This window comes from Bacillus sp. FSL H8-0492 (assembly GCF_038006145.1).
Classification (GTDB): domain Bacteria; phylum Bacillota; class Bacilli; order Bacillales; family Bacillaceae_G; genus Bacillus_A; species Bacillus_A mycoides.
This window is the reverse complement of sequence record NZ_JBBOUP010000001.1, coordinates 3,121,114-3,134,284: the sequence shown is the minus strand read 5'-3', so window position 1 is coordinate 3,134,284 and position 13,171 is coordinate 3,121,114. Positions and strand designations below refer to the sequence as shown.

The 13,171-nt window shown below is 33.4% G+C and carries 24 protein-coding genes and 1 pseudogene; 23 read left to right on the top strand and 2 right to left on the bottom strand.

The window, feature by feature from the left end:
- Positions 1-9: 9 nt before the first annotated feature.
- The 19 genes and pseudogenes from MHH66_RS16125 (at position 10) to MHH66_RS16035 (ending at position 9,508) form a co-directional block, all read left to right on the top strand.
- The gene (locus MHH66_RS16125) at positions 10-432 is read left to right on the top strand and encodes a GNAT family N-acetyltransferase (RefSeq protein WP_078184768.1); all 423 of its coding nucleotides are present in this window, start codon (positions 10-12) and stop codon (positions 430-432) included.
- A gap of 150 nt (positions 433-582) precedes the next feature.
- The gene (locus tag MHH66_RS16120; protein ID WP_078184769.1) at positions 583-1,710 is read left to right on the top strand and encodes a metallophosphoesterase; all 1,128 of its coding nucleotides are present in this window, start codon (positions 583-585) and stop codon (positions 1,708-1,710) included.
- Between the two features lie 232 nt (positions 1,711-1,942).
- Positions 1,943-2,509 carry a GNAT family N-acetyltransferase gene (locus MHH66_RS16115; RefSeq protein ID WP_078184770.1) on the top strand — a complete coding sequence of 189 codons (567 nt, stop codon included), beginning with the start codon at positions 1,943-1,945 and terminating at the stop codon, positions 2,507-2,509.
- A 6-nt stretch (positions 2,510-2,515) separates the two neighbouring features.
- Positions 2,516-3,076, top strand: a complete 561-nt coding sequence (locus tag MHH66_RS16110) for a 2'-5' RNA ligase family protein (protein WP_078184771.1) — start codon at positions 2,516-2,518, stop codon at positions 3,074-3,076.
- Positions 3,073-3,561: a GNAT family N-acetyltransferase gene (locus MHH66_RS16105; protein ID WP_078184772.1), complete on the top strand. Its 489-nt coding sequence runs from the start codon at positions 3,073-3,075 to the stop codon at positions 3,559-3,561. Before MHH66_RS16110 ends, MHH66_RS16105 begins: the two co-directional genes overlap by 4 nt.
- A gap of 12 nt (positions 3,562-3,573) precedes the next feature.
- Positions 3,574-3,945 (top strand): annotated as a pseudogene (locus MHH66_RS16100) (cupin).
- Positions 3,942-4,370 (top strand): GNAT family N-acetyltransferase, encoded by a 429-nt coding sequence (locus tag MHH66_RS16095; RefSeq protein WP_063217714.1) that lies wholly within the window; start codon positions 3,942-3,944, stop codon positions 4,368-4,370. The pseudogene MHH66_RS16100 and the gene MHH66_RS16095 overlap by 4 nt, the downstream one beginning before the upstream one ends.
- Positions 4,371-4,737: 367 nt before the next feature.
- Entirely contained in the window at positions 4,738-4,932 is a 195-nt protein-coding gene (locus tag MHH66_RS16090; protein ID WP_063217713.1) for a hypothetical protein, read from the top strand.
- Positions 4,933-5,127, top strand: a complete 195-nt coding sequence (locus tag MHH66_RS16085) for a hypothetical protein (RefSeq protein WP_078184773.1) — start codon at positions 4,933-4,935, stop codon at positions 5,125-5,127.
- An 86-nt stretch (positions 5,128-5,213) separates the two neighbouring features.
- Positions 5,214-5,402, top strand: coding sequence for a hypothetical protein (locus MHH66_RS16080; protein ID WP_078184774.1), 189 nt, complete (start codon positions 5,214-5,216; stop codon positions 5,400-5,402).
- 365 nt (positions 5,403-5,767) lie between these two features.
- Positions 5,768-5,950: a hypothetical protein gene (locus tag MHH66_RS16075; RefSeq protein ID WP_063217710.1), complete on the top strand. Its 183-nt coding sequence runs from the start codon at positions 5,768-5,770 to the stop codon at positions 5,948-5,950.
- Positions 5,951-6,093: 143 nt separating this feature from the next.
- The gene (locus MHH66_RS16070) at positions 6,094-6,288 is read left to right on the top strand and encodes a hypothetical protein (RefSeq protein WP_063217709.1); all 195 of its coding nucleotides are present in this window, start codon (positions 6,094-6,096) and stop codon (positions 6,286-6,288) included.
- A 339-nt stretch (positions 6,289-6,627) separates the two neighbouring features.
- A complete protein-coding gene (locus MHH66_RS16065) occupies positions 6,628-6,819 on the top strand; it encodes a hypothetical protein (protein ID WP_063217708.1) in 192 nt (63 codons plus the stop codon).
- 123 nt (positions 6,820-6,942) lie between these two features.
- The gene (locus tag MHH66_RS16060) at positions 6,943-7,134 is read left to right on the top strand and encodes a hypothetical protein (RefSeq protein ID WP_063217707.1); all 192 of its coding nucleotides are present in this window, start codon (positions 6,943-6,945) and stop codon (positions 7,132-7,134) included.
- A 292-nt stretch (positions 7,135-7,426) separates the two neighbouring features.
- Positions 7,427-8,305 carry a WXG100 family type VII secretion target gene (locus MHH66_RS16055; RefSeq protein ID WP_078184776.1) on the top strand — a complete coding sequence of 293 codons (879 nt, stop codon included), beginning with the start codon at positions 7,427-7,429 and terminating at the stop codon, positions 8,303-8,305.
- Between the two features lie 2 nt (positions 8,306-8,307).
- Complete coding sequence (locus MHH66_RS16050) at positions 8,308-8,502, top strand: hypothetical protein (protein WP_077316981.1); 195 nt, start codon at positions 8,308-8,310, stop codon at positions 8,500-8,502.
- Between the two features lie 171 nt (positions 8,503-8,673).
- Positions 8,674-8,922, top strand: a complete 249-nt coding sequence (locus tag MHH66_RS16045) for a DUF4176 domain-containing protein (RefSeq protein ID WP_078184777.1) — start codon at positions 8,674-8,676, stop codon at positions 8,920-8,922.
- 50 nt (positions 8,923-8,972) lie between these two features.
- Entirely contained in the window at positions 8,973-9,161 is a 189-nt protein-coding gene (locus MHH66_RS16040; protein WP_002148460.1) for a hypothetical protein, read from the top strand.
- Positions 9,162-9,316: 155 nt separating this feature from the next.
- A complete protein-coding gene (locus MHH66_RS16035) occupies positions 9,317-9,508 on the top strand; it encodes a hypothetical protein (RefSeq protein ID WP_002148459.1) in 192 nt (63 codons plus the stop codon).
- A 217-nt stretch (positions 9,509-9,725) separates the two neighbouring features.
- On the opposite strand, the gene MHH66_RS16030 is transcribed toward MHH66_RS16035, so the two are convergent.
- Complete coding sequence (locus tag MHH66_RS16030) at positions 9,726-10,511, bottom strand: GNAT family N-acetyltransferase (protein ID WP_016126821.1); 786 nt, start codon at positions 10,509-10,511, stop codon at positions 9,726-9,728.
- A 131-nt stretch (positions 10,512-10,642) separates the two neighbouring features.
- Here MHH66_RS16030 and ytfJ point away from each other — a divergent pair, with 131 nt between their 5' ends.
- The 4 genes from ytfJ to MHH66_RS16010 all read left to right on the top strand — a co-directional run bounded on the left by ytfJ (position 10,643) and on the right by MHH66_RS16010 (position 12,659).
- Positions 10,643-11,068 carry a GerW family sporulation protein gene (ytfJ, locus tag MHH66_RS16025; protein WP_002127061.1) on the top strand — a complete coding sequence of 142 codons (426 nt, stop codon included), beginning with the start codon at positions 10,643-10,645 and terminating at the stop codon, positions 11,066-11,068.
- A gap of 160 nt (positions 11,069-11,228) precedes the next feature.
- Positions 11,229-12,005, top strand: coding sequence for a hypothetical protein (locus tag MHH66_RS16020; protein ID WP_002085994.1), 777 nt, complete (start codon positions 11,229-11,231; stop codon positions 12,003-12,005).
- A gap of 51 nt (positions 12,006-12,056) precedes the next feature.
- A complete protein-coding gene (locus MHH66_RS16015; protein WP_002118741.1) occupies positions 12,057-12,377 on the top strand; it encodes a hypothetical protein in 321 nt (106 codons plus the stop codon).
- Between the two features lie 69 nt (positions 12,378-12,446).
- Positions 12,447-12,659, top strand: coding sequence for a hypothetical protein (locus MHH66_RS16010; protein WP_002012518.1), 213 nt, complete (start codon positions 12,447-12,449; stop codon positions 12,657-12,659).
- Positions 12,660-12,689: 30 nt separating this feature from the next.
- On the opposite strand, the gene MHH66_RS16005 is transcribed toward MHH66_RS16010, so the two are convergent.
- On the bottom strand, positions 12,690-13,028 hold the full coding sequence (locus MHH66_RS16005) for a hypothetical protein (RefSeq protein ID WP_001253195.1): 339 nt from the start codon (positions 13,026-13,028) through the stop codon (positions 12,690-12,692).
- Between the last annotated feature and the right edge of the window lie 143 nt (positions 13,029-13,171).

Genomic DNA, 13,171 nt, shown 5'->3' with positions numbered 1-13,171 from the left:
AGAATCATAATGAATATTAGAGAAGTAGTAACAGAAGCTGATTTACATGATGTATTCCCTGTATTACAGCAATTACGAACGAAACTTTCAAGAGAAGACGCAAGTTCTTTATTTCAAAAAATGAAAGACGAAAATTATAAACTACTCTCGTTACAGAATGAAGATGACGAAGTTGTTAGTCTAGCTGGTGTAGCAATTTGTACGAATTTCTATAATGAGAAACATGTTTTTGTATATGATCTTGTAACTGCAGAAGCTCACAGATCAAAAGGATATGGTAAGGTTCTGCTGTCATATGTAGAAAAATGGGGGGAAGAAAAAGGGTGCAGTTCTATCGTTCTTACATCAGCGTTTCCAAGAGTGGATGCACATCGTTTTTATGAAAGAGAAGGCTATGATAAGGTAAGTTATTCTTTTTATAAAGAATTATAATATTAAGGGGGTTCTATGTGTGAGAACATATGGACCCCCTTTTAATTTAGAATTGAAGAATGAGGAGGGTTAATTACTTATTTTGTCGAATAGTCTCTTTATAATTGAGACGATAATATTGAATTAGAAGAAGGTTAGGGGAGTTTATACTTGGAAAAAATTCAGAAACTATTAATCCCAAAAGGTGTAAGAGTTATCGTAATATCTGATATTCATGGCGAATTAAATCTTTTAAAGGAATTATTACATAAAGTTAATTTTAAAGATGATGATTATTTAATTATAAATGGAGACCTTTGTGAGAAGGGGAACGATAGCATTGGCGTCGTAAACTATGTGATGGATTTAGTAGTTAGCAAGCCAAATGTTTATGTAACTGAAGGGAATTGTGAAGTTGTAGTTGAAGCGCTTGTAAATGAAAATCCTGCGCTAATTAATTATTTATGTACGCGAAAAAATACAATTTTTAATGAATGGCTAAAGCGATTAAACGTTATCGTTCATGAAGAAAGTGATATTCGTGAACTGAAAAACATATTAATGAACCATTTTTCAGAAGAAATAAAGTGGCTAACAGAATTGCCAACTGCTATTGAAACTGAGGATTATATCTTTGTACATGCTGGCCTTGAAGATAGAGAGGATTGGAAACAAACAGATAGGAAAAATGCAATTGCTATGCCAGAGTTTTTCAATAAGTCACACAGGGCGGATAAGTACGTAATTGTTGGACATTGGCCTGTTGTGAACTATTCTGAGGAGGCGCCGTCTAACAATCCAGTTATTGATAAGGAGAAAAAAATTATTGCGATTGATGGTGGTAATGCAATTAAAGAAGCAGGGCAATTAAATGCATTTATTATTCATCAAGATGTTTTAAATGATCCATTTTCCTATACATATGTAGATCATTTTCCGCAGTATGAAGTATTGGCCGATTTTAATGCGAACTCAGAAATGCAGGGCGGGGTTACATATCCGCATTATTACATAGAGCCTGTGGAGAGAATGAAAGATTTTACCGTATGTAAACAAAAAGGAACAAATGAACTACTTCATGTGAAAAACGAGTATATAAAGCAACTTGAATCAGGTGAACACACGGTAAAAACCGATATTTCTTGCGCGCAAATCAATATTAGAAAAGGGGATACAGTTTCTTTAATTGATGGTAGATGCATGGGATATGATTTAATTAAAAAAGATGGTGTAGAAGGCTGGATAGAGAAAGGAATTCTACTTGAGATAGAAAAGAAGAGGAATACAATATTTAGCTAAAATGGGAGGGATATAACCTCCTATTTTTTATTAACTATGTTACGAGTTCGTACTTCATCTAATTTTTTCCGAAGTTCCGTTTCTAAATTAGGCTCGAAAAAATTGGCTAATTTACATAAATAATTCGTATTTTATAACAAAATTATACAATATAATAAAGGGTTTTTGTTTTGATTTTTCTGAAAAAATATTATAATTGTATATGAAATAAAGAGGAATGTAGGAGGAAATTATGCAAAACGTTATATTAAAGGGGAACAAAGTTACAATTCGTACAATTGAAGAATCGGATATAAAAACATTATGGAGCTTCATATATAAAGAAGAAAATCCAGAATGGAAGAAATGGGATGCACCGTATTTTCCGTTCTCAATGCAAGAATACGCGTCCTATAAAGAGAAGATGCAAACTCGTTTACAAGAAGAACCGCTATCAAATTTAATAATAGAAAATAACGGTCAAATTATAGGGACAGTCGGATTTTATTGGGAGCATAAACCGACGCGTTGGTTGGAGATGGGAATTGTTATTTATGATCCAACATACTGGAATGGTGGCTACGGTACAGAAGCATTAACGTTATATCGAGATTTACTATTTGAAAATATGGAAATTGGTAGAGTAGGGCTCACGACTTGGTCTGGTAATGAACGAATGATGAAAGTAGCGGAGAAAATAGGAATGAGCTTAGAAGGTAGAATGCGAAAATGCCGATATTATAACGGGACATACTATGATTCTATTCGAATGGGAATGATTCGTGAAGAATGGGAAGCGCTATGTGTAACGAAGGGGTGAGGAAGCATGTACGCTATTATTGCTACATTTGATTGTGTGTTCACTAATAAAATTAGAGAATTGCAAAATGAATTAACAAATATAATAGGAATAAATCAACTAGCTGGAGTAGAACCCCATATAACATTGGCTGATTATAATGAGTTAGATGTTAATTTATATACGGAGAAATTAGAGGAGTTTGTAGCTTTTCAAGAGAACATCGCCGCTGTAACTTTTCCTTCTGTGGGAACTTTTCCTACTAACGGAAGGATCTTTCTAGCACCGACCATTACCGATGAATTATTAAGATTTCATCATTCTTATCATGATTATTTCAAAACTTTTCATGATAATCCACAGTCCTATTACGTGCCAGGAAAATGGGTTCCGCATTGCACGATTGCTAATGGGTTAAATTCAAATCAGTTTTTAAGTGTAATGGAATATATATATGAAAAATTTGATGTTACAATAGCTTCGATTGAGAAGTTAAAATTAATTAAGGTAAATTATGAAAATGGTTCTGCCATTTCTTCTAGTATATTAGCAGAATATAATTTAAAGAGAATGGAGACAGCGAGATGACATATGTAATTAGAGAAATGAAGCAAGAAGATATTCCTGCTGTACAAAACGTAGCAAAAATAGCTTGGCATGATACTTACGAAGGAATTATTCCGAGAGAGATTCAAAATAGTTTTTTAGATGAAGCCTATTCTGATGAAAAAATGAAATATCGTCTTAAAAATACACATTTATTCGTTGCAGAAGAAGAAGAGGGAGAAGTAATTGGATTTGCGAATTTTTCACCTGTTAGACTGCAAAACGAAGCAGAATTAGGTGCGATTTATTTGTTACCAGATCAGCAAGGAAAAGGGATAGGAAGTGCTTTATTACAAAGAGGGGTTAAGGCATTAAAAGGGATCCGAAAACTGTACATACATGTAGAAGCAGCAAATGAAAAAGGAAAGCGCTTTTATGAAGCGAAAGGTTTTGCGGAATTAGAGCAATTTGAAGAGGATTTTGAAGGACATTTGATGCAGACAGTAAGGATGGTTTTATACATATAAGGAGGACTAGAAGTGAAAATTTTTGATTTTAGTGAAAAAGTGGGAAAGCAAATAGCAGTATTTCAATCTAATTTCATAATGTCGAAAATATTAAACCATCAAGGGAATATACATATCGGTGCTATGCATTTACAAGAGAATGGAATCATCGGATATCATGAAGCAGTTGTATCTCAACTGCTTCTTATTGTGGACGGCGAAGGATATGTGTGCGGGGCAGATAAAGAAAAAGTGACAGTAGAAGCTGGACAAGCTGTGTTTTGGGGAAGGGTGAGTTTCATGAAACAAGTACAGAAAAGGGATTAATGGCAATTGTTATGGAAGCGGAGAATCTTGAACAAGCGATAATAATGCCTATTATTCAAGGGGAGTTGTGAAAAATGATAATAAAGGCAAATCAAGAAGATACAAATGAAATATTAAAATATGCAGCTCAAGCGCTTTTTGAAGGGACGAGAGGGAATTGTCAGTTAAGTACGGAGAAAGCGATTGAAATTACAGAGCCAATTATAGAAAAGGGAGCATATTATTTAGTCGTTAAAGAAGCAAATAAAGTAATGGGTTGGATATTAATAGGAGAAAATACTGACTATTTTTCTCATGAAAAACTTGGGTTTATATATGAGTTATACGTTTTCCCGGAATATCGTGGGAGAGGATTATCGCGAGAATTGATGGAGGCTGGCATTAAGGAATTGAAGGAGAAGTATTCCGAAATTCGTTTGAATGTATTTGCTGGGAATTTTGCAAAAGAGATGTACGAAGATTTTGGGTTTGTTGAAAGACAGGTAATTATGACTTTGAAGTGAGAGAAATATTTCCGGTGGGAAGTGCTCTTGTTGCATTTAATTTATCTAATAGTTGGAATGCAGTTAAATAAGATTTTTTGAAAAAGATATAATAGGGTGAAAATTGAGGGGAAGTAGCAAAAATTACTATAAATAAATATGAAGAAAAAAACATGATAGCTTTGCAAGTATACGAAGATTAAGATCCCTGATTTTATCCTTATATCAGTATTTCATGATATAAATGTTACAGGTGAAATCATACTGGGTGGGTATGGTTATAAAATCCGTGCAGGTGAAGCATCAGGCTTTTCCGCAACAGCACCTAATGAATATGGTGGAGGATTCTTATTTAAATTAAAGAAAGAAGAGTGAGGATGGGATTAAAATGCGTAGAGTAACACGAATAGTAATATGTATTGCTGCAGTATTATTCATTACACTCGCTATGATAAATGGAGAAACGTGGAAAGATAAAATTGTTATTTCACTAGCTATTCTTATATTTACTGGTTTTTCTCTAGTATGGAACTCATTTGTTATAAATCTTATGGAGAAATTCAATGGAAAAAGGAGTAAATAAATGCTACCTTTCAAACGAATGAGAACTATATATTTAATAACAGTACCTATTATTGCATTACTTTCATTATTTTTTCCGCAGCCATTAGGGGATCGTATTCTTACTTTCTTTTTTGTACTTGTTTTTGGCGGATTAGCAATTGGATTTACGTACATAATGAAATTTTTTGGAAAAACAAAAGATAAAAAGGAATGAAAATGAAGCTTTTACAAGTGGGAACAGTAGTAAAGTCCAAAATTGTAGATTTGTAAAATTTGAGAAGACGGATAAGGAGTAATAGGATGATAAAAATTGCAAGAATCGTAATGATAATAGCAATTGTAATAGTAATCATTGCAGGACTAATAGCTCCATTTTCGTTAAAAGAAAAGATCGTACATACATTAGGTATGTTTGTTTATGGTGCAATTGGGCTAGGTGGAATTACTTTATTAGATAACATTATTAAAAAACAAAGAAAAGAGGAATAAAAGAAAATTTAACCAATTGGAAAAGTAATTGGTGGTCTATTTGTAAAGTTAAAAAACAAGGGGAATAAGAAAATGTTAAAATCATTAAAATTATTGGGTTTATAGCAATGGCTATTGCTAGCTTGTTTTTTCCTTTCGATTTAAAAGGGAAAATTATTACTTTCACTTTTATACTTGTATTGGGTGTAATGTCTCTTGGGATTACAAGCTTAGTAGAATATATAACTAATAAATTTAGAGAGAGAAATAGAAATAATTAGTTTGTTTAAGAAAGGAAGGATCTAATTTATTATAGGTATATCCTGCTAATAAATTAATTATGGTGAATCAAAAATTTAATAAACAGATAGATAAGGGACAGTAGGATGATAAAAATCGCGAAAATTGTAATGATTATAGGAGTTGTAATTTCAATCATTGTTGGACTAATGGGTCCATATTCAATTAAGGAAAAGGTAATATATATATTTAGTATGGTTTTCTGGGGAGCTATGGGGATCGGAGCTATTACTTTAATGGATTATATTAGCAGGAGGATAAATAAATGAAACTTGGATTGATGAGTATTTCTTTTCTATAAATTGAAATGAAGAAAAATAGATATTTCTGACATTATTCTAAATATAGATGAATACAAATTCAGTTAATATGGCTATAAAGGTAGATTGGATAAAGAAAAAGGAGTAACTGAATGTTAAAGAAAGGAAGAATTATAATTATTATTGGCACATTAGTAACACTCATCGCGAGTTTTATGGTGCCTGCAGACAATAAAACAAGATTAATAAATGTACTTGTAGTATTTTTATTTGGTGTAATAGCTGTGGGGTCTTCAGTTCTATTTGAAAGAGTTTATCAAAAGATACATAAAAAGTGGAATAAATGAAACTTTTTCCGATTGGAGCAGTATTGAAACTAAACGAAATAAAACAATCTTTATAATTATTGGTAGAATGCTTGAATCGGCAGAAAAATGTAATTTTGATTATGTAGACAGCCAAGCTAGCAATAGAAGTTCCGGTTAATAAGTATGAAGTTGAATGAAATCTTTTCTTATATTAGATTTCACTCTAGTTATAGGAGATCATGATCTGATAGCAATAGGAGAAGTTGAACTAGGTTCATCTGGCTCTAGGATGCAATTAGATGCTGAGACAGACGGTTACTTTGGAGAAGCATTTGGACTTGAAGGATTTATTAAAGTTGAAAAAACAAAGGAGTTGAGATGGATCCAATTAAAATGGGGAAATATATTACATATGTTGCAGTCGCGATACTTCTTATATTTTCTATGTTATTGCCATATAGCCTATCTAAAAAGATTGCTCTTATTATTTTTGTTTTAATTTTAGGAGCCATTTCCTTGGGAGTGAATAAAGTGGTAGGACGAATATATAACAAATTTAAACAAAAATAAAGTTTGAAAAAGGGTGGGGATAATCCAATAATAATTAGGATAAGAAACGGGATTATACGTTAGAGATGGTTATGGAATAGGTGGTACCATTAAATTTGAGGATTAAGAGAGGGGCATATTAATGTGCAACCATTTAAGGCTGGAAAATATATTACATATGTCGCAATTGCTATATTTCTTGTAGTCGCTATTATGTCTCCTTATGAATTACCTAAAAAGATTGGATTTATTATAGGTGTTCTTATTTTAGGAGCATGTGCACTTGGTACTAATAAACTTTACGAACGGATGTATAGTAAAATTAATAATAAATAAGACTAATAAAATAGGTGGGGATTATCACAATAATTTTTCCCATGAAGAGCGATTTCAGGAAGAGTAGCCTGCACAGGTTGCTCTTTTTTGTGTACAAATAATCTAGGAAAAGAGTACTAGGAATTGCTTCCGTCTCGTTATCAGCTATCTGTGCATTTAATAGTATTGATTAACATTGATTCTCTTGAGGAGGGGGGAGTTTTCGGATTTTTAAGAGTATAAAAAATATTATTCTGTAAAATTAATTTTCTGTGGTAAAATATTCTATATAAATATTTAAAGGGGAATGGCTATGGGGGATATAAAAGTTACTCCTGAACAGTTGAGAAAAGTGGCAGGGACTATTAGATCAACTATCACGAATGCAACTGCAACACAGGAGCGACTAAAGCGAGATATTGATATGATTTCTAGTAATTGGTTGGGCTCAACCTATATGAAATTTAATACGGATTTCCGTGATTCATCATTTAAAATGGCACAATTTATAACCATATTAGAGCCGCTTGAGAAGTTTCTACTTGCAACCGCAAAAAAATTTGAAGAAACTGATAATATGGAGGTTGCTAGTTTTGTGGGTTCATTGTATCTACAAGACCGCGTAAATGGTCAAACTGAGTTTTTTATAGGTTCAGCTGAATGGAAAGAAGATGGCCGCCTTGGTGGGAAAGCAGAGGGGGATTTAGTAACAGGGAAGTTTGATATTTCGGAAAACACTAAATTCATGTTTAAGGCAGGACATGGTGAGATTGATGTAAATGCTCCTTATTCCTTTGATACCATAAAGGAAGACTTGTTTACAGGCAACATTATTGGAGGAAAAGCAGGTGTTACAGGTCTAGAGAATACCATTACAACTAGTGCTATATTCGATCAGGAGATGAAGGCAACGCAAAAATTCCTAGATGGTTCTGTAGCTTTTGGAATTGAGGATTACACCTTAAAAGATGATGCAGAGTTAACGGTTCAAAAATATGAATTATCAACAAAAATTGATATCCCAGACTTTATCCCAATAATAGGTGAATATGATTTTGAAGTACGTGGAGAATTAGGATTAGGAACATTTGGTTATAAGCTTCATGTTGGCCAAGAAACTGGTGCGTATGTTGGTGGAGGAAAAGTTGGTGGTGGTTTGTTTGGTAAATTTGTTAAGGAAGGACAAGAGTAATTATGTTTAAACAAGCAAGAGTTATAAAAATTTTTGGGTTTTCAGCTTTACTTATATTTAGTTTATTTGCTCCTTATGGGTGGGGAAAAAAATTAGCGTTAATTGCTTTTATAATATTGCTAGCTCTTTTGTCTTTTGGTACAACGAACTTATTAGAATACATAACTAATAAATTTAAAAAAAATAGAGATAAGTAGTTTACTTAAACAAGGAAGAATTCAATTATTGTAAGTATGCTCTGTGTATTATGATAGGGGATACCTATGGTCACAAATACAGAGGAATTATTTGTGATTTTGAGGGTACTTTAACTTGTAGATTTTAATAATATTTGAGTGGTTTTTATAACAATAAAAAGGAGAACATATATGAAACTTTTACCAATCGGAACAGTAGTAAAACTAGAAGAGGTAGAACCGATTATTATGATCATTGGAAGAATGGTTGTATCAGCAGATAAACGTGATTTTGATTATGTGGGCGTTCCTTACCCAGTGGGCTATCTAGGTGATGAAAAAGTACTGTGTTTTAATCATGATAAGATTGTAGAGGAAATGCATAGAGGGTATATGACTGAGAGTGAATTAGTTCTACGTGAGAAATTAGTCGAATTGTAGATTAGTTTAAAAATACATATAGATTTTAAAAACACGATAGGGGAAACAAAATGGGAAAGATAATGAGAACCATTGTAATCATTGGCATACTTGTTCCTCCAGTGCTGCTCTGGAGTGCATCTGATATTCCACTAAATGATAAGTTGCTGTTCACAGGCTTACAACTAACTGTTGGATTCATAGCAGTGGTAGCGTTAGAGATTATATTTAGAAATCGAAAAAAGAATAGGGCAAAATAGAAATAAATTGTATGGAAAATCTGTTGAAAGTATGTAACATGTATTACTAATAGTTTTACTTGGGAGGTGGCCTATTGGGTGCCTCTTTTAACGTTATCCCCATGGTTATAGAGGATTCATTTTTTATTTGACAAAGAAAAAATGAGCAATCACGCATGTTTAAACAAGGGCGTATTTTAATGTGTATTTTTACCGCAGTGTTATTTTTTTCTTCCTTCTTCTTTCCGCAGCCAATGAGAAAAAGGGTTTTAACAGCTATTGTTGCTCTAATTATTGGTGGAGTAGGTATTGGAATTTCCTATTTATTAGAAAATTTCAGTAGCAAGTCAAAAAATATATCTAAATAAGAACAGAGAATAGTGATAAAGCGTTCCTAATTGGTTCAATTGTAAAAGATAAAAGATTTAAATTGATCTATTATGTTATAGAAACTAACAGGCGTTAACAAGTAAATTCGTAGTATATCATATAGTAAGGGCAAGCGGAGTACATGTGAATAGATATTAGTATACGCAGAAGAGGCTACTTATAATAGGCAGCCTCTTCTGCTTGTGTTATGCATTATTATCGATACATCGTCCACATGCCAATATCTTTAAAACCTAATCGTTTATAAATTCGTCCAGCAGCTGGGTTGTTATAAAATAAGCAAAGCGTTCTGCCTTCATTTGTGAAGTCTTGAATCATTTTCTGTAATATGAGCGAAGCATAGCCATTCCCGCGATGATTCGGGTGTGTACAGACTCCAACAACCATAGCTGATAATGAATTTTCAGCAGAGGTAGAAGCGGAAGCAATGATTACACCGTCTTTTTCAATATAGTATGTACGTCCTGTTTTAGTTTCGATAGCTTGCCTTAACATTTTCTCTGATTCATTAGCAGTCGGGAATTCAGCGATGTCACTTCGTAATTTCATAATTCGTTCTATATCATCGAGTGAGGCAAGTTTAATTGTTTCATGAATTGGTGTGCTAGGTAAGTTGCTGTCATTTAGACATTCGCAAAAATACATTTCATTTTTGGCGCCTAGTTGTACACTTGGAGCAGTTTCAAATCTTTCTACAATAGTTGACTTGCCAGAGAGTTTAAGCGGCTTATATGCGGAAAGAAGTGCCTCATAGTCAGTAACCACAAACTCTTCTTTACTATACGGTATAAATGTATCGTGAAAGCGAAGTAAAATCGATTTTAATGTTCCATTCTCTTTATATACGCCCCATAATTCTTGAAAGTCTGTTTCATAACCGAAAGCTTCTAAATCCCCAATAATAAACAAGTTAAGGGCTGCTTCTTCTTTTAGGTAAGCGAATACTTGTTCATGATCTTTCTTTGCTAATTTTCTCATCATAAAAAATCGACCTCTTTTTTATTTTTCTAAATATTACAACTTAAGTTTTTTGAAATCAATATAAAATTTTATGTTTAGTTCACCAACTTTCGGAAAAACTAGGAAAGATATGACAAAGGAGGTTATGAACGGTGGATCATCCAATTCAAGGGTTAATGAAAGCGGCAATGGAAAATTTGAAGGAAATGGTCGATGTAAATACGATTGTTGGAGAGCCTGTTCAAACGGCTGACGGTGGTGTAGTGTTAACAGTTTCTAAAGTAGCGTTCGGTTTTGGAGCAGGAGGTTCTGATTTCCAAACGAATGATGGACAAAGAGCGAACGGTAACCCTGCATTTGGTGGCGGTAGCGCGGGTGGTGTTTCTATTACACCAGTAGCATTTCTTGTAGTGAATAAAGATGGAGTAAATATTCTGCATCTACAAAATGCGACACATTTAGCAGAAAAAATAATTGAATTAGCTCCACAAACAATTGATAAAATTCAATCGATGTTCCAAACAGATGAAAAGAAAGAGGGAAATCATCACCCTCAAAACCCAGATGAAATCCTTTAAAAACGCCTGCTCATAAGCAGGCGTTTTTTCTTGTAATCAGTATGTAATAAAACACATGAAATTGTAAATAGTTTTTGAAGTTTTTTCTATGTTTCTAAAATTTTTCATGTTAAAATATGCTATAGAATTGAAACATATAAAACGAAGGTGGCTAGGTGCTTTGTCTGGAGGATCTGACCAAGTAAACAATATGATATATATTAATGGTAATCGTCGGGGTCATTGTTTTATTACATCTGGAATTACGTTTAAAGAGTTTGCAAGTAACATCCCTTCACCGCTTCATCAAGTATTGCTTTTAAAGCATAATTTTGAGTGGACAGATTTTCATTATCATACTTTATTTGAATATGTTGAGGAAGAAAACATACATAAACTCATTCAAGCAGAGATTGATGAATTTGATGAATTTTGTTGGGTAGATTTCGATGATGCAAGCGATTTAGATGAGTTAGAGCCAAAAGAAATTGCAGAATTATTATATTTGGCTCACAAAAAAGAACCACTTGGAAGAACGTTCTTCCCATTGTTGAAGAATAGATTCGTTTATTTTTCACATGATGACGGTTGGTACAACAAAGTGTATTACCGTAGAATCGGTGATTTTGTAGGAATGCTAAGTAAAGTGATTCCATATAAACTCGGTTCGTTTGGAAAGAAACGTTTTACTTTCTTCCAAAAATCAAAAATTTTCCCAGCAATTTCAAAGGAAGTTATCCTTGGGCTTATGCCGTTAATGGAAGATGGGTTATACATTGATTTAGCGGGGAAAATTGAGTCGAGAAGAGGTCTTGAAATTCCGGTATATGTAGTAGGATCATTCGAAAGTACGGATGAGGTACTAGATAATATCGATGAATTGAAAGCGGAAGCAACAGAAACGGGTTGGCTCATTTTTGATAAGAAAGAACAAGAGTGGCAATGGGTTGTAGACTAAGAAAACTTGGCGCATGAAGTCAAGTTTTCTTGTCTTTTGAAAGGAGAACAAATGAAGAAATATTATACAATTGTGGGTATTGTAAGTATTATTCTCGTGGCAATATTACTTATAACTTGTCCGAAAGAATCAGATTTTAAATTGTATTTAGAGGATAAGTATGCATTGAAATGTGACGAGAGTAGCTTTGAATGCACGCAAAATGTAGATGAAAAAAAAGAGAAATTACAGTTTGAAAGTATTGATGCACGAAATGGTGTTTTCTTTATGACTGTAAAGCAAACGTATAAAACAGAAGCTGGTGTTACGAAAGAATATAGCGGAGTAGGTATATTCGGTACATTTCTTTTTGTTTCAGAGAAGACTTTCTAGTAATAGAAGGTCTTTTTTTTATGTTTATGTTCATATAGATGAAGTAAGACAAGCATAGGAGGGGTATTGATGAAGAAGGGATGTATCGTTTGTGGTGGTGAGGAGTTTTTTTCTTCAACATTATATGCACGTACGAAACAAGATTGGGCATATGCGCCAAACATGTACCGATTTGAAAAGGTGTTTATTGAGCATAGAGATGAAGAAAATTATCCAGTTTTTCAAGAAATTACAGCGAAGCATTGTTGTGGATGCGGTCATATTATGTTGTATCATGAATGAACACACCAAGTATAACTTGGTGTGTTTTTTTTAAAACGCTGACAAAGCAAGCGGATAGAGTAAAGTAAATAAAACAGAAAAACTACCAAAACCAATTGCGGTATATCCAAGTGTTCTCGCTCCAAAATTGACAGCTAATAAGCCAACTAAAATAGCAAGGGAGCCGAGTGTAACAGGATAAAAAGCAATGGAGAATAACGAAAGAAATAATGCGACATAGCCGATCATTGCACCGGTATTTGTACCTTCTATTTCATTTGCAATTTCTTTGCGCTCATGTCTAATCGGAATACCAGCCGGAGATATTTCAGCTGCATACTCTTCGTTTTTTTCACCACTTTTAAAATGATGATTTCTCTTTCTTCGCATGTACATCCCTCTCTTTCAATTGGGTGTATCTATAGTATCTTTCATAAGGAGCAGAACATGAGTATGAGTTAAACCCAAGTAAAGCAAAAATTGGAGAAAATAGATTCCGTTGTTATCCTGTTTATCCCGCTATTTGCCGTGCA